The organism is Microbacterium sp. LKL04 (assembly GCF_900102005.1).
Taxonomy (GTDB): Bacteria; Actinomycetota; Actinomycetes; order Actinomycetales; family Microbacteriaceae; genus Microbacterium.
Map to the genome: position 1 here is coordinate 2060046 of NZ_LT627736.1, position 22489 is coordinate 2082534.

Annotated in this window: 20 protein-coding genes; 12 read left to right on the forward strand and 8 right to left on the reverse strand. The window is 72.0% G+C overall.

Features of this window, described 5'->3' with window-relative positions:
- The first annotated feature begins 1 nt into the window (after position 1).
- The 3 genes from BLP38_RS10085 to BLP38_RS10095 all read left to right on the forward strand — a co-directional run bounded on the left by BLP38_RS10085 (position 2) and on the right by BLP38_RS10095 (position 5020).
- Positions 2–2779 (forward strand): alpha-L-rhamnosidase, encoded by a 2778-nt coding sequence (locus tag BLP38_RS10085; RefSeq protein ID WP_091356842.1) that lies wholly within the window; start codon positions 2–4, stop codon positions 2777–2779.
- Between the two features lie 20 nt (positions 2780–2799).
- Positions 2800–4572 (forward strand): DUF5605 domain-containing protein, encoded by a 1773-nt coding sequence (locus tag BLP38_RS10090; protein ID WP_091356845.1) that lies wholly within the window; start codon positions 2800–2802, stop codon positions 4570–4572.
- Positions 4573–4651: 79 nt separating this feature from the next.
- Positions 4652–5020, forward strand: a complete 369-nt coding sequence (locus BLP38_RS10095) for a nuclear transport factor 2 family protein (RefSeq protein ID WP_157681093.1) — start codon at positions 4652–4654, stop codon at positions 5018–5020.
- 1 nt (position 5021) lies between these two features.
- On the opposite strand, the gene BLP38_RS10100 is transcribed toward BLP38_RS10095, so the two are convergent.
- From BLP38_RS10100 to BLP38_RS10110, 3 genes are all read right to left on the reverse strand, one after another.
- Positions 5022–5606, reverse strand: a complete 585-nt coding sequence (locus BLP38_RS10100; RefSeq protein ID WP_091356853.1) for a TetR/AcrR family transcriptional regulator — start codon at positions 5604–5606, stop codon at positions 5022–5024.
- The gene (locus BLP38_RS10105; RefSeq protein WP_091356857.1) at positions 5599–7464 is read right to left on the reverse strand and encodes a glycoside hydrolase family 3 protein; all 1866 of its coding nucleotides are present in this window, start codon (positions 7462–7464) and stop codon (positions 5599–5601) included. The genes BLP38_RS10100 and BLP38_RS10105 overlap by 8 nt, the downstream gene beginning before the upstream one ends.
- A gap of 263 nt (positions 7465–7727) precedes the next feature.
- Positions 7728–8465: a FadR/GntR family transcriptional regulator gene (locus BLP38_RS10110; RefSeq protein WP_091356862.1), complete on the reverse strand. Its 738-nt coding sequence runs from the start codon at positions 8463–8465 to the stop codon at positions 7728–7730.
- Positions 8466–8585: 120 nt separating this feature from the next.
- On the opposite strand from BLP38_RS10110, the gene BLP38_RS10115 reads away from it, so the two are divergent.
- From BLP38_RS10115 to BLP38_RS14335, 8 genes are all read left to right on the forward strand, one after another.
- Entirely contained in the window at positions 8586–10343 is a 1758-nt protein-coding gene (locus BLP38_RS10115; protein WP_091356866.1) for a dihydroxyacetone kinase family protein, read from the forward strand.
- Position 10344: 1 nt separating this feature from the next.
- Complete coding sequence (locus BLP38_RS10120) at positions 10345–10815, forward strand: ribose-5-phosphate isomerase (RefSeq protein ID WP_091356869.1); 471 nt, start codon at positions 10345–10347, stop codon at positions 10813–10815.
- Positions 10815–11585, forward strand: coding sequence for a triose-phosphate isomerase family protein (locus BLP38_RS10125; RefSeq protein ID WP_091356872.1), 771 nt, complete (start codon positions 10815–10817; stop codon positions 11583–11585). The genes BLP38_RS10120 and BLP38_RS10125 overlap by 1 nt, the downstream gene beginning before the upstream one ends.
- Positions 11582–12376 (forward strand): sugar phosphate isomerase/epimerase family protein, encoded by a 795-nt coding sequence (locus BLP38_RS10130; protein WP_091356875.1) that lies wholly within the window; start codon positions 11582–11584, stop codon positions 12374–12376. Before BLP38_RS10125 ends, BLP38_RS10130 begins: the two co-directional genes overlap by 4 nt.
- On the forward strand, positions 12373–13221 hold the full coding sequence (locus tag BLP38_RS10135) for a phosphogluconate dehydrogenase C-terminal domain-containing protein (protein ID WP_091356879.1): 849 nt from the start codon (positions 12373–12375) through the stop codon (positions 13219–13221). The genes BLP38_RS10130 and BLP38_RS10135 overlap by 4 nt, the downstream gene beginning before the upstream one ends.
- A 16-nt stretch (positions 13222–13237) precedes the next feature.
- Positions 13238–13993, forward strand: coding sequence for an SDR family NAD(P)-dependent oxidoreductase (locus tag BLP38_RS10140; protein WP_231916482.1), 756 nt, complete (start codon positions 13238–13240; stop codon positions 13991–13993).
- Between the two features lies 1 nt (position 13994).
- Positions 13995–15710: a hypothetical protein gene (locus tag BLP38_RS10145; RefSeq protein WP_091356885.1), complete on the forward strand. Its 1716-nt coding sequence runs from the start codon at positions 13995–13997 to the stop codon at positions 15708–15710.
- A gap of 77 nt (positions 15711–15787) precedes the next feature.
- Entirely contained in the window at positions 15788–15925 is a 138-nt protein-coding gene (locus tag BLP38_RS14335; RefSeq protein ID WP_172824693.1) for a hypothetical protein, read from the forward strand.
- Between the two features lie 9 nt (positions 15926–15934).
- On the opposite strand, the gene BLP38_RS10150 is transcribed toward BLP38_RS14335, so the two are convergent.
- The 5 genes from BLP38_RS10150 to ddaH are packed head-to-tail and all read right to left on the reverse strand — an operon-like array spanning position 15935 to position 21514.
- A complete protein-coding gene (locus tag BLP38_RS10150; RefSeq protein ID WP_091356888.1) occupies positions 15935–16780 on the reverse strand; it encodes a transglutaminase family protein in 846 nt (281 codons plus the stop codon).
- The gene (locus BLP38_RS10155) at positions 16777–17709 is read right to left on the reverse strand and encodes an alpha-E domain-containing protein (RefSeq protein ID WP_091356892.1); all 933 of its coding nucleotides are present in this window, start codon (positions 17707–17709) and stop codon (positions 16777–16779) included. The genes BLP38_RS10150 and BLP38_RS10155 overlap by 4 nt, the downstream gene beginning before the upstream one ends.
- Positions 17703–19388: a circularly permuted type 2 ATP-grasp protein gene (locus BLP38_RS10160; RefSeq protein WP_091356896.1), complete on the reverse strand. Its 1686-nt coding sequence runs from the start codon at positions 19386–19388 to the stop codon at positions 17703–17705. Before BLP38_RS10160 ends, BLP38_RS10155 begins: the two co-directional genes overlap by 7 nt.
- A gap of 48 nt (positions 19389–19436) precedes the next feature.
- Positions 19437–20654, reverse strand: a complete 1218-nt coding sequence (rocD, locus tag BLP38_RS10165; RefSeq protein WP_091356900.1) for an ornithine--oxo-acid transaminase — start codon at positions 20652–20654, stop codon at positions 19437–19439.
- A complete protein-coding gene (gene ddaH / locus BLP38_RS10170) occupies positions 20651–21514 on the reverse strand; it encodes a dimethylargininase (RefSeq protein WP_091356903.1) in 864 nt (287 codons plus the stop codon). Before ddaH ends, rocD begins: the two co-directional genes overlap by 4 nt.
- A 163-nt stretch (positions 21515–21677) precedes the next feature.
- Between ddaH and BLP38_RS10175 the strand changes: the two genes are divergently transcribed.
- Entirely contained in the window at positions 21678–22427 is a 750-nt protein-coding gene (locus BLP38_RS10175) for a hypothetical protein (protein ID WP_231916483.1), read from the forward strand.
- The last annotated feature ends 62 nt before the right edge of the window (positions 22428–22489 follow it).

Sequence of the window (22489 nt, forward strand, 5' to 3'; positions counted from 1 at the left end):
TGTGAACGCCCGCATCGACAGTCTGCGCGTCGAGCTCCGCAGCGACAGCCCGTTCGTCGCGACGGCCGAGCCGCGCCTGAGCTGGATCGTCGCGACCGACGAAGCGAACTGGCTCCAAACCCGCGCCGAAGTCACGGACGGCATCGAGACCGTCGTGCTCGACGGCGACGACAGCGCACTCGTCGCGTGGCCGTTCGCGCCGCTGGAACCCGGCGACCGCCGCGCCGTCCGCGTGCGCGCACAGGCGGCATCCGGCACCTGGAGCGACTGGTCCGACGGCTGCCAACTCGCGGCGGGCTTCCTGGCTGCCGGCGAGTGGGTCGCGCAGCCCGTCGGGCTCGCAGACCCCGCCCGCGAGGCGATGCCCACCGTCGTGAAGACGCGGTTCCGGCTCGGCCGCCCGGTCACCCGCGCCCTCCTCTTCTGGACCGCTCTCGGCGTCGCCGAACCCGAGGTGAACGGGACGCCGGTGTCGGAGGACGTCCTCTCTCCCGGGTGGACCGCCTACCGCGACCGTCTCGTCCACGAGACCGTCGACGTGACCGCGCTCGTCCGCGAGGGAGAGAACGAGCTGTCCGCGACCCTCGCCGGCGCCTGGTACACGGAGAAATACGGCTTCTTCGCATTCGCCGCCCGGCTCTACGGCACGCAGCCGTCCTTCCTCGCGCAGCTGCGCGTCACGTTCGACGACGGCACGACCACCACGGTCGCCGCGACCGGCGACGGGTGGGAGGCTGCCGCGGAGTGCTCTGTCGTCGACAGCGGCATCTACGCGGGCGAGCACCAGGACCTCCGGATCACGGCCGCGGACTTCCGTCCCGTCCGGGTCGGGGCGGCCGCCCTCTCGGGGTACGAGACGGTCCCCGTCCCCGAGGCCCGGATCGCTCCTCCCGTCCGGCGGATCGAGACCCTCCCCGTCGCGGACGTGCTGGCGACCCCTTCGGGCGGCACGATCCTCGACTTCGGGCAGAACCTCGTGGGCAGGCTGCGGGTGCGGCTCCGCGGCGACGCGGGCGCCCGAGTGACGATCCGGCACGCGGAGGTTCTCGAGGACGGTGAGCTCTCCCTCCGCCCCCTCCGCAACGCCGCCGCGACGGCGACCTTCGATCTCTCCGGGGGCGACGACGTCCTCGAGTCGCGCTTCAGCTTCTACGGCTTCCGCTATGCCGAGATCACCGGCGCCGACGTCGACCCCGCCGACGTCGAGGCGGTGGTGCTCCACACCGACATGACGCGGACCGGGTGGTTCTCGGCATCCGATCCGCTCATCGAGCGCCTGCACGAGAACGTCGTGTGGGGCATGCGCGGCAACTTCCTGTCGATCCCGACCGACTGCCCGCAGCGCGATGAGCGGCTGGGCTGGACGGGCGACATCCAGGTGTTCACTCCGACGGCGTCATTCCTCTACGACTGCGCCGGGTTCCTCACCTCGTGGCTGCGTGATCTCGCGCACGAGCAGGCGCGCAACGACGGTTCGGTTCCCGTCGTCGTCCCCTCGGCTCTCACGGGGTTCGCCGGCGGTGCGTCGCCCGCGGCCTGGGGCGATGCCGCGACCGTCGTCCCCACCGTCCTGCACGAGCGCTTCGGCGATCGCGACGTCGTCGCCGCGCAGTACGAGAGCATGCGGACATGGGTGGATGCCATCGGCCGCGACGCGGGCGAGGGCGGCCTGTGGGCGGGTCGCATGCAGCTCGGCGACTGGCTCGACCCCGCCGCGCCGCCGGACAAGCCCGGGCACGCGAAGGTCGACAGCGACATCGTCGCGTCCGCCTACTACGCCCGCTCCCTCCGACAGGTCGCCGATGCCGCGCGACTGCTCGGTTTCGAGACGGATGCCGCGCACTACAGCACGCTCGCCGAGCGCAGCCGCCGCGCCTTCACCGCCGAGTACGTGACCCCCGCCGGGCGCATGATGAGCGACGCGCCCACCGCGTACGCTCTCGCGCTCGAGTTCGACCTCGTGACCGATCCCGAGGTGCGTGCCGCACTGGCGGACCGTCTCGCGGCCCTCGTCCGCGAGGGCGGGTACCGCATCGGCACCGGCTTCGTCGGCACCCCGCTGGTGGCCGACGCGCTGACCCGCGGCGGCCACCTCGCCGCGGCAGAGCGCCTGCTGACGCAGACGGAGTGCCCGTCGTGGCTCTACCCCGTGACGCAGGGCGCGACCACGGTCTGGGAGCGATGGGACTCGCTCCTGCCCGACGGCACCGTGAATCCGGGCGAGATGACCTCGTTCAACCACTACGCGCTGGGTGCGGTCGCCGACTGGCTGCACCGGACGGTCGCCGGCCTCGCGCCTGCCGCTCCGGGCTACCGGCGGCTGCGCATCGCGCCGCAGCCTCTCGAGACGCTGTCGTCCGCATCGGCCCGCCACCTGACCCCGTACGGCGAGGCGTCGGTCTCGTGGCGTCGCGACCGCGACCAGATCGTGGTGACCGCGGTCGTGCCGGCGAACACGTCCGCCGACGTCGCCGTGCCGGGCGCACCGGACGAGGTCGGATCGGGTCGTCACGAATGGCGCTTCGCCGCCCCGGCAACTCCCCCGCGCCCCGCACTGGACGGGTTGCACGCGTCGCTCGCCGACGTCATCGACGACCCCCGCGCCTACGCCGCGCTCGTCGACACGGTCGCCGCCGCCGATCCCGACCGGGCAGAGGCGGTGCGGGCCGAGACCCGCTGGGGCGCCGGGCGCCCCGTCACGACCGCGCTCATGTTCACCCCGCCCGACCTGCTCGCGTCCGTCGACGACGCGATCCGGCGCGCGACGGCATCCGCCTGACCCACCCCCGAGGAGACACGATGTTCGACCGCGCCAGCACCTTCGGCGAGGCTCTCGACGATCCCGACGCCCGTGCGATCCTCGAGCGGTACCTTCCCGGCGTCGCCGCCTCGCCGATGGCGACGCAGTTCCGGAACGGCCGCCTCGGGCAGCTGGTCGCGATCGTCCCCGCCCTCGAGGATCTCGAGGAGCGGGAGAGGTTCTTCGCCGCGCTCGCAGAGGTGGGGTCCGGGGGTGGTCGTCCCCCGTACGCACCCGCGATCGATCCCGACCCCGCCTACGAGGGCGACGACGTCCCCCGCGCCTCGGCGGAGGTCACCCTCCCGGCGCCGACGCCGCTCTGGGACCCGCTCGAGGTCCGCATCGCCGGCCCCGCGCACGGCAACCCGTTCGTCGACGTCGAACTCGACGCCGTCTTCCGCCGGGGCGGTGAGGAGATCCGGGTCGGCGGCTTCTACGACGGCGACGGCGTCTACATCGTCCGCGCCCTCGCCGACACGACCGGCACCTGGACCTTCGAGACCCGTTCGACCGCGCGGTCGCTCGACGGCCTCACCGGAACGGTCGAGGTGGTCGCCGCGCGCGAGGGCTCGCACGGACCGGTGCGCGTCGACGGACTGCATTTCCAGCACGCCGACGGCACCCGGCACCGCCCGGTCGGCACGACCGCCTACGCGTGGACCCACCAGCCCGAGGAACTCCAGCAGAAGACGCTCGCGACCCTCGCCGAGGCCCCCTTCGTGAAGCTGCGCATGTGCGTCTTCCCGAAGTCGTACCTGTACAACGCCAACGAACCCGCCGACTTCCCGTTCGTCGGCACCCTCGAGGGCGGTTTCGACCACACCCGGTTCGACCCCGCGCACTTCCGACGCCTGGAGCAGCGCATCGCGGACCTGGCGGCCCTCGGCATCCAAGCGGACCTCATCCTCTTCCACGCTTACGACCGATGGGGCTTCGCCGACCTGGGTCCAGCCGTCGACGAGCGCTACTTGCGATACGTCGTGCGACGCCTGTCGGGATTCGCGAACGTCTGGTGGTCGATGGCGAACGAGTACGACCTGCTGTGGTCGAAGGGCCTCGACGACTGGGAGCGGCTCGCCGCCGTCGTGGGAGAAGAGGATGCCTTCGGTCACCTCAACTCGATCCACAACTGCCGCCCCGTCTACGACTACGCGAAGCCGTGGATCACGCACGTCAGCATCCAGCGGGTCGACGTGTACCGCACCGCGGAGAACACCGACCAGTGGCGCGAGGAGTGGGGCAAGCCCGTCGTCATCGACGAGTGCGCGTACGAGGGCGACATCGACCAGGGCTGGGGCAACATCACCGGCGAGGAGATGACCCGCCGGTTCTGGGAGGGAGCCGTCCGCGGCGGCTACGTCGGTCACGGCGAGACCTACTACCCGCCCGCGCTCGGAGGCGCGGCATCCGTCGGCGATGACGACGAGGTGCTCTGGTGGTCGAAGGGCGGGGCGCTGCACGGCTCGTCGCCGGCACGGATCGGGTTCCTCGAGCTGCTGCAGTCCCAGGCGCCGGGCGGCGTGTGGGATCCGCTGCCGAGTGACTGGGACGTGCCGTGGGGCGGCGTCGCGGGACGCGTGAAGGTGGCCTACTTCGGCTTCAACCGGCCGCGGTTCCGGAACGTCATCCTCGACGAGGGCGAGTGGCGCGTCGAGGTCATCGATACGTGGGGGATGTCCGTCGAGGAGCTGCCCGGTACCTGCCGTGGTCAGGTACGCGTCGACCTGCCGGGACGGCAGTTCATGGCCATCCGGGTGACGCGCGAGGAGTAGAGACGGCCCCAGCCCCCGGCCCGGCCCCGAAACGGCGGCGGAGCTTCTTGACCAGATGACGTTCCTCTACGATTCGATGATGCAGGCTGTCTCCCTTCTTTCCGAACTCATGACGGCACTCGATGATCACCGCTGGCAGGACCTGGAGCGCTACCTGCACCCGGACTTCTCCTGCCGGTATGTCCACACGGAGGAGATCTTCGACCGGGCTTCGTGGATCGAACTCAACGCCGCCTATCCCGGGTTCGAGGGTCTGCACGTCGAGGACATCGTCGGCGACCAGGTGCGGGCCGCATGTCGATCCGTCGTCACGGCCCGCGACGACCGCGGCATCACGGAGTTCGCTTGCGCGACGTTCATCAGCGTCCGAGACGGACTGATCGAGCAGATGACGGAAGTGTGGACGGACGTGTCCGCTACTCCGACGCCCGGCACCCGGCCTGCGTGACTCAGCCCGGCCGGCCCGCCTCCGTCAACCGCTCCCACGTCCATCCGAGCACCGCGGCGATGTCGATCGTCGGGTCGACGCCCTGCTGCAGCTGCAGGCCGTCCGAGAGGGCGAGCAGCACGGTCGCGGCCATGTCGGCGTCGATCCCCGCGGGCATCTCACCGGCGTCCTGCCGCGCTCGCACGTCCGCTGCGACGACGGCGTGCACGCTCTGCTGACGCTCTTCGAAGAAGGCGCGGGCGGGGTGATCGGGTGAGGATGCCGCGACCTGCAGGTTCGTGTACAGGTGCACGAGCGCGGGCGACTCGGCGTTGCGCCGCGCGACCCGCACCGACGGCGGTTCGGCGCCGGCCTGCTCGGCGAGGGCTTCGCGGGTCGCGGCATCCCGCTCCCGCAGCACCTCGACGAGCAGGTTCTCCTTCGTGCCGAAATGGTGCAGCATGCCGGCCTGCGTCATGCCGACCTCGCCCGCGATGTCGCGGAGCGAGGTCGCCCCGTAGCCTCTCCGACCGATGACCTCGAGCGCCGTCTCGAGGATCAGCTCGCGGCTCTCCCGGCCCTGCGCGGAGTTCCGCCGTTCACGCATCCGCGGACGCCGTCACCTCGAGTGACGGGGTACCGGCTTCGTAGACCGGGTCGACCGTGCCACCGGGGACGTCGGAGTGCCCGGCGAGGACGGCCGCCTCGTCGCGGGGGATCTCGAAGGGCAGTCTGCCTGCCGCCGGCACCCGCCCGGTGAGCACGTCGAGCAGGGCGCGCTCGGAGACCCCGAACGTCGCCACGACGGCGTGCGCGTGCGCGACCACCGGGGCGAGCAGGGCGGGGCGCTCGAGGTGCACGGCCACGACGGTCGGCGTCACCGCAGCGACCTCCGCGACGTCCGCCAAGACGGCGTCGTCGAACGTGAGCGAGCCCGCGTGGAAGTGCGCCTCGAGCATGTACTCGTCTCGCGGGTCGAACGGCGGCTGCAGCCGCACGACGGTCACGTCGGCGCTGGCGGCATCCGCCGTCGGCACCAATCCCGCATCGCGGATCGCGTCGTCGGACACCTCGGGGGCGTGCACCGCCGTGCCCGGACGAAGGGGAAGGACGGATGCTGCGTCCCCACCACCCCCCGGGAGGATCACGGCCGAGCGCGACTGGGCCCGGTCCCCCGCCGCACGGAACTCGGCGCTGCCGACGATCTCACCCGCGGCATCCTCGTCGACGAACGGGTCGTCGAACAGGCCGAGCTCGAACTTGACCGTCAGCAGGCGCGCGACCGAGACGTCGAGGCGCGACTCGGCAACGGCGCCGGAGCGGACGAGCTCGAGCACGAGCGCCGGGTCGTCCTCGCCGCCGAACTGGTCGACGCCGGCGTCGAGGGCCTTGCGGACGCGCTCGATCTCGCTGAGGTGCTCGACGCCCCACGACCGCGGCGGCAGCACCTTGCCCATGAGGCGCGACTCGGTGATGAGACCCCAGTCGGTGCAGACGACGCCGGTGAAGCCGAGCTTCTCGCGCAGGAGGCCGGTGATGATCTGGTGGTTGAAGCCGAAGGCGACCTCCTCGACGGCCTCTCCGTCGAGGACGACCCCGCGGGGGATCCCGTAGGACGGCATGATCGCCGAGACCCCGCGGTCGATCACGCGGCGGAACGGCTCGAGGTGGTACTCGAACATGCCGCCGGGGTACACCTGGTCGGTGCCGTACGGGAAGTGCGGGTCCTCACCGTCCTTCTCCGGCCCGCCGCCCGGGAAGTGCTTGGCCATGCACGCGACGCTCGCCGCCGTCAGCCGGTCGCCCTCGAATCCGTCGACGTAGGCGACCCCCAGGCGTCCGACGAGTTCGGCATCCTGACCGAACGTGCCGTACTGGCGCGGCCAGCGCGGTTCGGTCGCGACGTCGAGCATCGGATGAAGGGCCGAGCGGATGCCGACGGCCAGGTACTCGCGCCGGGCGATGTCCGCGAACTCACGCACGAAGCCCGGGTCGGCGAGCGCGCCGAGACCCAGGGGTTCCGGCCACGCCGAGAGGTGACCGGCGGTGAACGACGCCCCCACGTTCTCGGTGAAGGAGTGACGCGGGTCGGTCGAGATGGTGACCGGGATGCCGTGGCCCGACGCAGCTGCGACGCGCTGCAGCCCGTTCACCCACCGGGCCATGGCGCGTGGATCGGGGATCTGGTGGATGTTCAGGTGCGTGACGTGCAGGCCCTCGATGAACTCGCGCGCCGCGGTGCGCCCGGGCATCGTGGACGGCCCGTCGACCTCGCCGTCGGTCGTCGTCGGGACGATCGTCTGGATCATCAGTCCCGCCTTCTCCTCGAGCGAGAGGCGCGACACGAGGTCGGCGACCCGCTCGGCGATCGGCAGACGCGGGTCCTCGTAGGGGTCCATCACCCCGTTGCGGTTCAGGTCGCGGTAGCGCGTGCCGTCGGGGGCGGTGGAAAGGGATGCGGTCACTGCGGTCTCCTGCGACGTCGTCGTGGCGGGCGGGCGGCATCGCCCGGCGACAAAAGACTAAATAACGTTCAGTGGTCTGCGCAAGCGCACGGGCCGACGTCCGGCGGGCACCGCTCCGGGGACGCAGGATGCCGCGCCGCGCCGCGCGAAGCGACGGGACGCGTCCCTCGAACGCGGCGCCCGTTCGTTCCGGGGACGCAACGGGTCGCGTGCGGTCGCGCGAAGCGACGGGATGCGCCCCTCGAACGCGGCGCCGGGCGGGGTCAGTCGCGCGACGCTCCCGCGAGCCGCGCCGCCGCGGTCGCCATGTGGACCGCCATCGCGGAGGCCGCGGCATCCTCGTCCTTCGCCTCGACCGCGCGGAACACCGCGTCGTGCTCGGCGATCGCCAGACGTGCGGCGTCGGCGTCGTGCACGGCCCGGTCGGCATAGACCTGCAGGAGCGAGCGCACCACGTGCAGCAGGTCGACGAGGGCGTCGTTGCCGGCGGCGCGGGCGAGCGCGTCGTGGAAGGCGGCATCCGCTCGGGCGAAGGCGGCGAGGTCCGCATCAGCGGCCCTCATACGGGCGAGCGAATCGGCCAGGCGCGAGATGTCGTCGGAATCGGCCCGCGAGGCGGCGAGGCGGGCGCTGTAGATCTCGAGGCCCGAGCGCACGTCGAGCAGGTCATCGGTGCTGCGCCGCCCGATCAGCAGCCCCCAGCGCAGGGTCTGCGGCAGCAGATCACTCGCCGTCCCGCGGAGGTAGGTACCCGAGCCGGGTCGGACGTCGACGATGCCGAGGATCTCGAGGGCCGCGAGTGCCTCGCGCACGGCCGAGCGCCCGACGCCGAGCGTGACCGAGAGCTGGCGCTCGGGAGGCAGGCGCGTGCCGGGCTCGAGGTCTCCGCTCGTGAAGAGGTCCATGAGCCGGCGCGCGACTTCCGAGACCGGCGTGCCGGAGGGCAGCACCCCGAGGGACGCCGTGATGTCGGCGGAGCGGTCGGACGGATAAGCGGGCACGGGATCAAGATACGGGAGAGAGCCCGGAAGCGCGGTGCCGACGCGCTTGCAATTGGTCAACCGGTTGTGCACAATGGCGATGCGGGACACCCGTACCCCCGACCCGAGGAGCAGCACGCGATGACGCGCCTGTGGAACGATCCGGCGGACTTCGCCGACGAGATGATCGACGGTTTCGTCGCCGCGAACGGTCGCTACGTCGAGCGCGTCACGGGCGGCGTCGTCCGCAGCACCCGCGTGCCCGATGGCCAGGTCGCCGTCGTCATCGGCGGCGGGTCCGGGCACTACCCGGCGTTCGGCGGCCTCGTCGGGCCGGGCCTCGCGCACGGTGCGGCCATGGGGAACCTCTTCGCCTCCCCCTCGACGCAGCAGGTCCACGCGGTCGCCTCGGCCGCGAACGCCGGCGGCGGGGTGCTGCTGAGCTACGGCAACTACGCCGGCGACGTGCTCAACTTCGACGCGGCCCAGGAACGCCTGCGCGCGGAGGGCATCCCCTGCGAGACCGTCGTCGTCACCGACGACATCGCGAGCGCCGGCCCCGCCGAGCGCGACCGTCGCCGCGGGATCGCCGGCGACCTCACCGTGTTCCGCACCGCGGCCGGCGCCGCCGCCGCCGGGTACGACCTCGCGGGCGTGGCACGCGTGGCGCGCCTCGCGAACGACCGCACCCGCTCCTTCGGCGTCGCCTTCACGGGGTGCACCCTCCCCGGCGCGGACGCTCCGCTGTTCTCGGTGCCCGACGGTCGCATGGCGGTGGGCCTCGGCATCCACGGCGAACCCGGCATCGACGAGACCGACATCCCGACCGCCGACGGCCTCGCCGAGATGGTCGTGGCGCGGCTGCTCGCCGAACGCCCCGACGGTGCCGACGGCCGCGTGGTCCCGCTGCTCAACGGACTCGGCTCACTGAAGTACGAGGAGCTGTTCGTCGTCTACCGCCGGGTCGCCGCGCTCCTCGACGAGGCGGGGCTCGAGATCGTCGACCCGCACGTGGGCGAGTACTGCACCAGCTTCGACATGGCGGGGACGTCACTGACCCTCTTCTGGCTCGACGATGAGCTCGCCGACCTGTGGGAGACCCCCGTCGACACCCCCGCGTACCGGCGCGGCGCGGTCCCGACGACGGAGCGGCGGGATGCCGGGCGCATCGCCTCGGCGGTCGCATCCGACGAGGTCGCCGGCGACGCGGCATCCGTCCTGCTCGCAGCGACCGTCGTGGCCGCACTCGACACCGTCGCGAGGACGATCGACGAGCACGTCGACGAGCTCGGACGCATCGACGCGGTCGCGGGCGACGGCGACCACGGGATCGGGATGCAGCGCGGGTCGCGCGCCGCCGTCCGCGCCGCGCGGCAGGCCGCCGACGCGGGTGCCGGTGCGGCGACGACGCTCGCCCGCGCGGCAGACGCGTGGTCGGACCGCGCCGGCGGGACCTCGGGTGCCCTGTGGGGTCTGCTGCTCGCCGAAATCGCCGCTCGTCTCGGCGACGCAGGCCGGCCCGACGCGACGTGCATCGCCGACGGCGTCGCCGCGGGCGTCGGTGCCGTCGTCTCGCACGGCAAGGCGGAACGCGGCGACAAGACCATGGTCGACGCGCTGCTCCCCTTCACCGAGGCCCTCACGGGCGACGTTGCGGCGGGTACGCGTCTCGCGGATGCCTGGCGCACCGCGGCCGTGGCGGCGACCGCCGCTGCCGCCGCGACGGCCGACCTGCTCCCTCGCAAGGGTCGGGCCCGCACACACGGCGAGCACGCCGTGGGCACGGTCGACGCCGGCGCCCACTCCTTCGCCCTGATCGTCACCGCCGTCGGCGAGACCCTCGCCGCGGCCCCCGTCATCAGTCGGTCCGCATCGGCCGACACCCCCGAGAGGAACTGACATGACCGAGCCCCTGCGCATCGTCGTCGGCAGCGACGACGCCGGCTTCGACTACAAGGAGATCCTCAAGCACGACCTGGAGCAGAGCGAGGGCGTCGCGTCGGTCGTCGACGTGGGCGTCGGCGCCGACGGCCACACGCCGTACCCGAAGGTCGCGATCGAGGCCGCCGAGCGCGTCGCCCGCGGCGAGGCCGACCGGGCGCTGCTCATCTGCGGCACCGGGCTGGGCGTCGCGATCGCAGCGAACAAGGTGGCGGGCATCCGCGCCGTCACCGCGCACGACTCGTTCTCGGTCGAGCGCGGTGTGCTCTCCAACGACGCGCAGGTGCTCACGATGGGACAGCGGGTCGTCGGCATCGAGCTCGCCCGCCGGCTCGTGCGCGAGTGGCTGACCTACCGATTCGACCCGTCCTCCGCCTCGGCGTCGAAGGTCGCGGTCATCGGGGAGTACGAGAGCACCGGATCCTGCTGATGGCGCCCGTCACGGTGGGGGTCAGCCTGAAGGCGTACTTCGGGCGGCGTCAGGCGCGCGCGTGGTTCGCGCAGGCATCCGCCGCGCTGCGCGCCCACGAGGGCGTCCGCAGCGGCGCCGTCGAGGTCTTCGTCATCCCCACCTACCTGCAGATCGACGACGCCGCCGGCGCGTTCGCGGGAACCCCCGTGCGCCTCGGCGTGCAGGACGTCTCGGCGCACGAGCCGGGTCCGTTCACGGGCGAGGTGACCGCCGCGGAAGTGGCCGAATCCGGCGTCGCGTACGCCGAGGTCGGCCACGCCGAGCGACGCCGGCTGTTCGGTGAGTCGGACGAGGTCGTGGCCGCGAAGACCGCCGCGGCGCTCCGCCACGGCGTGACGCCCGTGCTGTGCATCGGCGAGGACGAGCAGCAGGATGCCGCGTCCGCCGCGACGGCCACGGTCGCCCAGCTCGCGCGCGACCTCGCCGGCGCCCCGGCCGGACCGATCGTCGTCGCGTACGAGCCGGTCTGGGCGATCGGCGCCCCCTCGCCCGCGCCCGTCCCCCACATCTCGGCGGTGACCCGCGCGCTCCGCGCAGCGCTCTACGCGGACCCGGACCGCGCGGGCTCGCGCGTCATCTACGGCGGCTCGGCGGGGCCCGGTCTGCTCGGCGAACTCGGCGACGCCGTCGACGGACTCTTCCTCGGCCGGTTCGCACACGACCCGTCAGCGTTCGCGGCGGTCCTCGATGACGCGCACGCCCTCGCGCTCCGCCGGAGCGCGCCGTGATCGGGCTCGGGACGTATGCCTTCTTCTGGGAGCACTCCGACCGCTCCCCCGACCCGCTCTCGCTCGTCGGCGCATTCGAGCGCACGCGCGAGCTCGGCGTCGAGCTGTTCCAGATCTGCGACTACGACCCCCTGACCGAGATGTCGGACCGGGAGGTCGGGGATGCCGCCCGCGCGGCGCGCGAGCTGGGGCTGCGCATCGAACTCGGGACGAAGGGTCTCGGGCACGACCACCTCGAACGGTTCCTCGCGCTCGCGGAGGCGTTCGATGCCCGGCTCGTGCGCAGCATGGTGTTCGGGCCGGACTCCCGGCCGACGCTCGCCGAGGCCGGCGCGCTGCTGCGCGGCATCCTCCCCTCGTACGAGTCGGCCGGGGTCACGCTCGCCCTCGAGACCTACGAGCAGGTCGCGACCGACGACCTGCTCGGCCTCGTGCGCGACGCGCACAGCACGACCCTCGGCATCTGCCTCGATCCCGCCAACGTCGTCGCGCGGCTCGAATCCCCGCGCACGTGCGTCGAGCAGACCGCCGCTGCGGTGGTGAACGTGCACGCGAAGGACTTCGCGTTCGACCGGCAGCCCGGCTGGGTCGGCTTCACCTACTCGGGAGCTCGCATGGGCACGGGCCTGCACGACTACCGACACCTGCTCGACACGGTCCGCCCGCGGGAGCGCGGGATCAACGAGATCGTCGAGCACTGGTTGCCCTGGCAGGGCGACCCCGAGACCACCATCCGCACGGAGCGGGAATGGACCCGCGCCACCCTCGACCACCTGAGGAGCTTCGAATGAGCCACACCATCGCCGTCATCGGCGCCGGAGGGAAGATGGGCATGCGCGTGTCCAACAACCTCGTGAAGACCGACCACACCGTCCACTACGTCGAGAACTCCCCTGGCGGACGCGAACGCACCCTCGACGCAGGACGCGAGCTGACCGAGGCATCCGTCGCCGTCGCGGACGCCGACATCGTCGTCCTGGCCGTCCCCGACCTCGCCCTCGGCGCCGTCACGGCCGAGCTCGTCCCGCAGCTGAAGGCCGGCGCGATCGTGCTGACGCTCGACCCCGCCGCCGCGTACGCCGGGCTCCTCACGACCCGCGACGACGTCATCCAGGCCGTCGCGCACCCGTGCCACCCGTCGGTGTTCCTCGAGCGCACGACGAGGGAGGAATGGGCCGACACCTTCGGCGGCATCGCCGCGCCGCAGGACGCCATCGCCGCCGTCGAATCCGACGATCCCGAGCACGCGCGCATCGTCGAGGAGACCGTCCGCGCCATCTACGCGCCCGTCATCGACGTCCACTTCGTCACCGTGAAGCAGCTCGCCCAGCTCGAGCCGACGCTCGTCGAGACCGTCGCCTGCATGATCGGCTCGCTCCTGAACGAGGCGCTCGACGAGGCGATCCACACGATGGGCGTCCCCGAGGCGGCAGCGCGCAGCATCCTCTACGGGCACACCCAGGTGGCGCTCGCCAACGGCCTGCGCGGTGACAACCCGTTCAGCGACGCGTGCCTGATCGCGATGGACTACGGTCGCGAGAGCATCATCAAGGAGGACTGGAAGAAGATCTTCCGCGACGACGAGCTCGATGCGAACCTCGCGCGCATGCTGCACCTCGACCACATCGAGCGCTGACCCGGAGATGAGCGACATGGCACGACTGCACGGCAGGACCGCCCTCGTCACCGGCGCCGCCCTCGGCATCGGCGCGGCGGTGGCCGAGCGCTTCGCCCGCGAGGGCGCCCGCGTGATCCTCGCCGACCGCAACGGCGACGGCGCGGCAGCCGCAGCCGCGCGGATCGGCGAGGCCGCGATGGCGGTGACGATGGACATCTCCGACGAGGCGTCGGTCGAGGCCGGGTTCGCAACGGCGACGGATGCCGGATGGGCGCCGAACGTGGTGGTGGCCAACGCCGGCATCCAGCTGTTCGGTCAGGACGCGCCTGCGGCCGACCTCGACCTCGATGTCTGGCGCCGCACGATCGACGTCAATCTGACCGGTGCCTTCCTGACCGTGAAGTACGCCGTCCGCACGATGCTCGCCCTCGGCGGCGGGTCGATCATCCTCACCGGCAGTCCCACCGCCGTGAACGGCGAGGGCAAGGACTTCACCGCCTACAGCGCATCGAAGGCCGGCATGCACGGCCTCTCCCGGACGGTCGCGGCGGCGTACGCCCACCGCGGCATCCGGGTCAACACGGTGCAGCCGGCGTACACCGAGACGCCGCTCGTCGCCGCGATCAGCGAGGACCCCGCCTCGCGCGCGGCCATCGTCGGCCGCATCCCGATCGGTCGCGCAGGGACACCGGACGACGTCGCCGGGATCATGGTCTACCTCGCGAGCGACGACGGGTCGTTCGCGACCGGGGCGACGTTCCAGGTCGACGGCGGGATGACCTCGCTCTGACATGGTCTGGCACACCGAGCATCCGTCGTGGCGGAGCGGCCCCTGGTCGCTCGAACTGCGGGGCGACGAGCTGGCCGACATCGCCGCCCACGGCCGGGTGGTGCTGCGCAGCATCCGCGCGGTCGTCCGCGACGCCGACTGGAACACCGCGGCCCTCGTCGTGGACCGCGTGCGGAGCACCGACGTCACGCTGACGCTGCATGTGCGCTCGGAGGGGCTCGGGTCCTCGTTCTCGGGCGTCGTCCGCGTCGAAGCCAGGCCCTCGGGGCTCCGGGTGCTGCTCGACCTCGAAGCGGGTGCCGCGTTCGACACGAACCGCACGGGCCTGGTCGTTCTGCACCCGCCGTCCCTGGCCGGTGTGCCCGCCGAGGTGCGGCATCCCGACGGCACCGGCGAGCGCACCGCCTTCCCGCGCGCGATCAGCCCGCACCAGCCGATGCGGGACATCGCGGGGCTCACGTGGGAGGTACCGGGCGCGACCGTCGACGTCGCGTTCGACGGCGACGTCTTCGAGATGGAGGACCAGCGCAACTGGACCGACGCCTCGTACAAGACCTACAGTCGCCCGCTCGACCTGCCGTTCCCCTACCGCGTCGAGGTCGGCGAGCGCGTGCGCCAGTCGGTGACGATCGAGGTGGTGGGCGAGCCCGCCGCAGCAGGGACGGACGACGGCGCCGTGCTCACGCTTCGCGACGGCGGACGCTTTCCGCAGATCCTGCTGGGCGCGGCGACCGCGCCGGACCCGGCTCCCCCGGTGTCGCCCGTCGGCGACGGCCTCGTCGTCGAGCTCGACCTCGGCACCCCGACCTGGCCCGCCGCATTGGCCCGGACCGCGGCATCCGCCGTGCCCCTGGATGTGCGCGTCGTCCTCGGTGACGACGCCGACGCCCTGGATGCCGCGGCCGCAGCACTCCGAGGCCTCGAGGTGCTGCGGGTCGCCGCCTTCCAGCCGGGCGGCGACGCGCGCCACGTGTCGGACGCCCCGGCGACGGCCGCGCTCCGCGCGGCGCTGGACCGCGCGGGCATCCGTCCGCCCGTGGCCGGCGGCTCGAGGTCTCACTTCACGGAGCTGAATCGCGAACGGCACCGGCTGCCGGACGACCTCGACGGCATCCTCACGACGGTCACCCCCCTGTTCCACGCGACCGGCACCGAGCAGCTCGTCGAGTCCGTCGCCGTGCAGCGGCTCGTCGCGACGCAGGCGGTCGGGTACGCCGACGGCACACCGGTGCACATCGGGCCCGTCTCGCTGCGACCGCGCTTCAACAACGTCGCGACCGGCCCGCAGCCGGCGCCCACCCGCGGGAATCTGTCGGAGGGATACGGAGCGGAGTTCACCGGCGCGACGGACACGCGTCAGTCCGCGCCGGAACTCGCCGCGTGGACGGTCGCGAGCGCTGCAGCGCTCGCCGTTCCCGGGGTCGCCTCACTGGCGTTCTTCGAGGAGTGGGGACCGCGAGGCATCCGCGCCTCCGACGGGACCGACCTGCCCGCGGCATCCGCGCTGCGCGAGCTCGCCGCCGGCTCGGGCGGCGCGCTGCTCTGGGGTGACAGCCCCGACGGCCTGGTCTGGGCGATCGGTCATCGACGGGGCCGTCGCACGACGCTGCTCGTCGCGAACCTCGACCGCGCGGCGCGCTCGCTCTTCTTATCCGTCGACGGCGTGGAGGACGGCATCGACCTCGCCCCCGGAACCTTCCGCACGATCGAGCGCTGAGCCGCCCGCCGTCCGAGGCAGGGCTCCGACCTGTCAAGGGGGCGGATGCCGGCCCCCACCGCGCGTAGCGTGCCGCCATGAGCGACGCATCAGCAACCCCCGAGCAGGACGACCCCACCGGCGGCGACGAGATCACGGAGAATCAGCTCGACGCCGACAACGCCGTCGAGGAGGACACCCTCAAGACCCTCGACCCCGACGACTCGCCCGCCTGAGCGGCCGACTCACGCCTCGCGCGTGATGAGGACCTTCACCTCGAGGCGGCTCTTGAACGGCCCGGCGTAGACGCCGCGCAGCGGCGGGACGTCGTTGTAGTCGCGCCCGCGGCCGACGGTGACGTGACGGTCGCCGATCTCGGCGTCGTTCGTCGGGTCGAACCCGTGCCAGGAACCCGCGTACCACTCGATCCAGGCGTGCGACTCGCCGACGACGGGCACGCCGACCTCGGCGGTGGGGTTCGGGTGCAGGTAGCCCGACACGTACCGCGCCGGAATCCCGACCGACCGCAACGCACCGAGGGCGATGTGCGCCATGTCCTGGCACACCCCCTTCCGCTCCGCCCACGCCTCGGCACCGGTCGACTGCACCTCGGTCGCGCCCGGCACGTACTCGACGGCCTGACCGATCGCCGTCGCGATCGCGAGGGCGGCGTGCGAGGGGTTCTCGTGCTGTGCGGCGATGCCCGCGGCGAGGTCCGCGACCTCGGGGTGAGGCTCGGTGCGCCGTGTCTGCGACAGCATCTCGACCGTGCCGATCGCCCGCTGCGCGTCTCGCGTCAGCGCCTCCCAGGACATGTCGGGGTGGGTGAGCGGCCGCGCCCGCACCTCGACGAGGGAGCGCGCCGTGATCTGGAGGGCGGAGTGCTTCGCGAGCACGTCGAAGGCCGCCACCCGCGTGCCGAAGTAGTCGACGAAGTAGTTCACGGTCGTCGACGGGTCGATGTCGAGCTGCGAGCTCAGGACGAACTGGCTGTCGCTCGTCGTCGGCAGCATCCGAGCCTCGTTGTACGACGCCCCCACCTCGCCGGGGTAGTCGAAGCCCGTCGTGTGCTCGATGCGCAGCCGCTTCATGAGGTCTCTCCGATCCAGCTGGGTTCGGCCTGGGTCGGGAAGAACCGCGCCCGGATCGCCTCGGACGCCTCGCGCGTCACCGACTGCACGCTCTGCATGTGGGCGGGGAGCTCGGTGAGCACCTCGTCGATCGGCCGGTACTCGAGTTCGTTGCGCATCCGCCCGAGGGCGCGCAGCACCGAGTTGGAGTGCCCGACGCGGTCGGCGACGGGGTCGATCGCACTCATGCACTGCTCGGCGGTGCGGATGGAGTGGATGATCGACCGCGGGAACAGCCGGTCGAGCAGCAGGAACTCCGCCGCGTTCTGCGAGCTCGGCATCCCTCGGTAGGTCCGCAGGTACGCCTCGTACGCGCCGCACGAGCGCAGGATGGTCGTCCAGGACGGACCGGATGCCTCGGTCAGCGACCTCGTCGCGAGCATTCGCGCGGTCATGTCGGTGCGCTCGATGGCCCGCCCGAGCGTGAAGAACTGCCAGGCCTCGTCGTGACTCGTCGAGTTGTCCGTGACGCCGACGGCGAGCGCGGCACGTTCGCGGACCCACTGGAAGAACTCGTGGGTCTTCTCGTCGTTGAGACGTCGCGGCATGCGCGAGTACGTCGTGTTGAGCGTCTCCCAGAGCTCGGTCGACACGATCTCGCGCGCCCGACGGGCGTTCTCGCGGGCGGCCTGCAGCGAGTACGCGATGGACGAGGGGTTCGTCCGGTCCACCGCGAGGTGCGTCAGGACGTCGGCGCGGGTGACGGCGCGGCCGCCCTCCGGCGCGGGGGTGCCCATGACGCCCATGAGCGAGCGGCACGCCGTGTCCTCGTCGATCCACGGGTCCTCGAGCAGCAGTTGCAGGTGCACGTCGAGGATGCGGGCGGTGCCGTCCGAGCGCTCGATGTAGCGCCCGATCCAGAACAGGCTCTCGGCGATCCGGCTCAGCATGCGTCCTCGCCCCCATCGGCGTCGCGCCCCTGCTGCTGCTGTTCCTGCTGCTCCGCGGTCGTGCGCGGCCGGTCCTGCGGCGAGTGCGCCGGCTCGTCCTGTGCGTCGTAGATGATCGGGATGGCCGAGGTCGCGGTGGCCTGCTCGGCGACGAGTCCCGCGAGCGACTGCGACTGCCCGTATTCGCCTCGGCCCGGTGCCTCGCCACCGACGATCCAGGTGTCCTTCGAACCGCCGCCCTGGCTCGAGTTGACCACGAGCTGCCCCTCGGGGAGGGCGACGCGGGTGAGCCCACCGGGGAGCACCCACACCTCGTCGCCGTTGTTGACGGCGAAGGGGCGGAGGTCGGCGTGGCGGGGCCGCATCCCGTCGTCGACGAGGGTGGGGATCGTCGAGAGCATGACGACGGGCTGCGCGATCCAGCCGCGCGGGTCGGCGCGGAGCTTCGTGCGCAGCGAGTCGAGCTCGGCGGGGCTGGCGTCGGGCCCGACGACGAGGCCCTTGCCGCCGGAGCCGTCGACCGGCTTCACGACGAGCTCGTCGAGCCGGTCGAGCACCTCTTCGAGGGCGCCCGGGTCTTCGAGGCGCCATGTGTCGACGTTCTTGAGGATGGGCTCCTCGGCGAGGTAGTACCGGATGAGGTCGGGCACGTAGGTGTAGAGCAGCTTGTCGTCGGCGACGCCGTTGCCGACGGCGTTGGCGATCGTCACGTTGCCCAGGCGCGCCGCGAGCATGAGCCCGGGGGCCCCGAGCATCGAGTCGGCGCGGAACTGCAGCGGGTCGAGGAAGTCGTCGTCGACCCGGCGGTAGATGACGTCGACGCGGCGCGGACCGCGGGTGGTCCGCATGAAGACCTTGCCGCCCTGGCAGACGAGGTCCCGCCCCTCGACGAGCTCGACGCCCATCAGCCGGGCGAGCAGCGTGTGCTCGAAGTAGGCGGAGTTGTAGACGCCCGGCGTCAGCACGACGACGTTCGGGTCGTCGACGCCCGGAGGCGCGGAGTTCCGCAGCGCCTGGAGGAGCTTGTTGGGGTAGTCGCCGACGGGACGCACGCGCATCGAGACGAAGAGCTCGGGCAGCGTCTGGGCCATCACGCGTCGGTTCGAGATGACGTAGCTGACACCCGACGGCACGCGGACGTTGTCCTCGAGGACGCGCATCTCGCCGTGCTCGTCGCGGATGAGGTCGATCCCGGCGACCTGGATGCGGACACCGTTGGCCGAGCGGATGCCGGCGGCCTGACGGTAGAAGTACTGCGACGACGCGATGAGCTTCGCCGGCAGGACGCCGTCGCGCACGACGTGCTGGTGCCCGTACGCATCGTCGAGGAAGGCCTCGAGCGCGCGGACGCGTTGCTGCACGCCTTTCTCGATGCGCGACCACTCGTCGTAGGCGATGACCCGGGGCACGGCATCCAGCGGGAACGGCCGCTCCTCGCCTGCGAAGTCGAACGTCACGCCCTGCGCGAGGTACGAACTGGCGAGCGATTCGGTGCGTCCGCGGAGCTCCTCCTGCGTCATCTGAGCGAGCGCCTGGTACAGCTCCCGGTACGCCGACCGGGAGCGCGCGGCCTCTCCCGGGTGCGCGATCTCGGCGAACATCTCGTCGAACGCCGGGACGCCGGAGGGGGTCTTGCGCGGTGCCAGCGTGGAACCGTAGCCGTCGAAGAGGTCACCCATGCGACGAGCCTAATCCGGGCGGTGTTGCCGGAGTGTTTCGCCGTGCGGTCAGTCCGCGAGGGCGAGTCGCAGCTGCTCCACGGCCCAATCGATCTCGGTCGCGCGGATGATCAGCGGAGGTGCCATGCGGATCGTCTGGCCGTGCGTGTCCTTGACCAGGACACCGCGCGCCAGAAGCCGCTCGGCGACCTCGCGTCCGGTCCCCTTCGCCGGATCGATGTCGACACCCGCCCAGAGGCCCGCGACGCGGATCGCGGTCACTCCCGCGCCGATCAGGGGCTCGAGGCGGGAGCGCAAGTGGTCGCCGAGGGCGAGGGCGCGCTGCTGCAGGTCGCCGGTCGCGAGAAGGTCGACGACGGCGAGGCCCACGGCCGCGGCCAGCGGATTGCCGCCGAAGGTCGAGCCGTGCTCCCCCGGGTGGATGACACCGAGGACGTCGCGGTTCCCGACGACGGCGGAGACCGGGAGGATGCCGCCGCCCAGCGCTTTGCCGAGCAGGTACACGTCCGGCACAACGCCTTCGCGCTCGCACGCGAACGTCGTTCCGACGCGGCCGAGGCCGGACTGGATCTCGTCGGCGATGAACAGCACGTTCGCCGCCGTGCACGCCTCGCGTACCGCGCGGAGATACCCGTCCGGCGGGATCACGACGCCGGCCTCGCCCTGGATGGGCTCGATGAGCACCGCGGCCGTGTTCTCGTCGATCGCCGCCGCGAGGGCCGCGGCATCGCCGTAGGCGACGATCTCGAATCCGGGGGCGAACGGGCCGAAGCCGTCGCGCGCCTGCGGGTCGTCACTGAAGCCGACGATCGTCGTCGTCCGGCCGTGGAAGTTGCCCGACGCGACGAGGATCTTCGCGCGCCCCTCGGGCACGCCCTTGACCCGGTACGCCCACGCGCGCGCGACCTTGATGCCGGTCTCGACCGCTTCGGCGCCGGTGTTCATCGGCAGGACCATGTCCTTGCCGGTCAACTCGGCGAGCGCAGCCGCGAAGTCGCCGAGCCGGTCGTTGTGGAAGGCCCGGCTCGTCAGCGTCAGCCGGCCGAGCTGCTCGGTGGCCGCCGCGACGAGGGCGGGATGCCGGTGTCCGAAGTTCAACGCCGAGTAGGCGGACAGCAGGTCGAGGTACCGCTTGCCCTCGACGTCGGTGACCCAGGAACCCTCACCCTCGGCGACGACGACGGGGAGCGGGTGGTAATTGTGGGCAACGTGGGCTTCTTCGGCCGAGATCACGGCGTCCGACGCGGGCAGATCGGGGTCGGTCATCGCGCACCTCCGCGCAGTTCGAGCGTGCAGCACTTGATGCCGCCGCCGCCGAGCAGCAGCTCGGACAGATCGATGGGGACGGGGATGTAGCCGCGCTCCTCGAGCTGCGCGGCGAAGTCGGTCGCGCGCGGCGAGGCGAAGACGTGGAGTCCGTCACTGGCCGCGTTCAGCCCGAAGACGGCACCGTCGGCATCCGACACCTGGATCGCGTCGGGGTAGCGTTCGGCGAGCTCACGACGCGAGTCCTCGTCGAAGGCGGAGGGCAGATAGGCGATGTTCGCCCGCTCCACCCCGCCGGGGCCCTGGACGGGGTCGATGACCGTGATCGCGGTGTCGAGGTGGTAGAACCGCGGATCGACCAGCCGCAGCGAGACGACCTCGCGCTCGAAGACCCGCCCCAGCTCGCGATGACTGTCGCCGACGGAGCGGAAGCCGGTGCCGGCGAGGATCGTGTCGCCGACGAGCAGGAAGTCGCCCTCACCCTCCTGCACCTCGGTCGGCTCGACGACCTCGAACCCGTGCGCGGCGAACCAGTCCATGAAAGGACGCTCCTCGCCGCGACGCTCGTCGACGCGGAACCGGACGCCGAGCGCACGGCCGTCCACGATGAACCCGCCGTTCGCGGTGTAGACCATGTCGGGCAGACCCGGCACCGGGTCGATGAGTTCGACCTCGTGGCCGAGCTCGATGTACGCGTCGTGGAGCGCCTGCCACTGGCGGACCGCCTTGGCGGTGTCGGTGGGACGCGACGGTTCCATCCACGGATTGATGCTGTACGACACCGTGAAGTGCTCGGGGCGGCACATCAGGTATCGGCGGTGCTGGGCGATGCGGGTCGGCTTCTCGGTCGGCGTCGTCATTCTCGCTCCTCGTCTCCGGGGCGGCGGACGCTGTCCTGAGGCCCGACGGAGCTCCGAGGAGCCGACGGATCGGGCACGCCGGATCCCATCATGGCAGGTCGGGTGCAGTAATCCGGTGGATGCATGCCACGCGGGGTTGCCTGGGAATGACAGGATGCAGATCATGGCCAGACGCACGGGTGAACAGACCAGAGCCCTCCTGTTGCGCGCCGGGATGCAGATGCTCCTCGAACGCGGGGTCAGTGCCGGCGTACAGCACATCCGCCTGCAGGACGTGCTGCGGCGGACGGGACTGACCACCGGGGCCGCCTACCGGCTATGGGCCGATCAGGCCGACTACCACCGCGACCTCGCCGTCTCGATGGTGCGGATGCGAGTGGCCGGGCCGGCCGACGGGATGCGCGCCCGCGTGGACGAGATGATCGCCGCCGGTGCGTCCGGCGAGGAGATCGTGCGCGAGGCGGCGCTCGCGCACGTGCAGGCGGCGGAGCTCACCGCTGACGACCCCACCGAGATGCTCGATGCCCAATCGTTCCGCGTCGCTCTGGCCCTGCGGACCACCGCCGACACCTGGCCGGAACTGACCGAAGCCAGCCACGAGCGGCACCGGGAGTCCATCGAGGCCTTCGCAGAGCTGTACCAGTACGTCATCGACGCGTACGGGGTGAGGATGCGGGACGGGCTGACCATCCAGGACTTCGCCGAGGCGATGGCGGCGCTCGCGGAAGGGTTCGCGATCCAATCGCTCGAGCGGCTCCCCCACCCGACGTTCCAGATGACGGGGGCCGACGGCACCCCCTCCGGAGAGTGGACGCTGCTGGGACTCACGGTGCGTGCACTCGTGGATTCGTTCATGATCCCGCGCGAGGACGCGGATCCGGATGCCTGGGTGAGGCTCCCCCGCTACGCCTGAGAACACGAATGCCCCGGGCTCTGACCGATGGTCCGTGAGCCCGGGGCGACACTCCCCCCGAA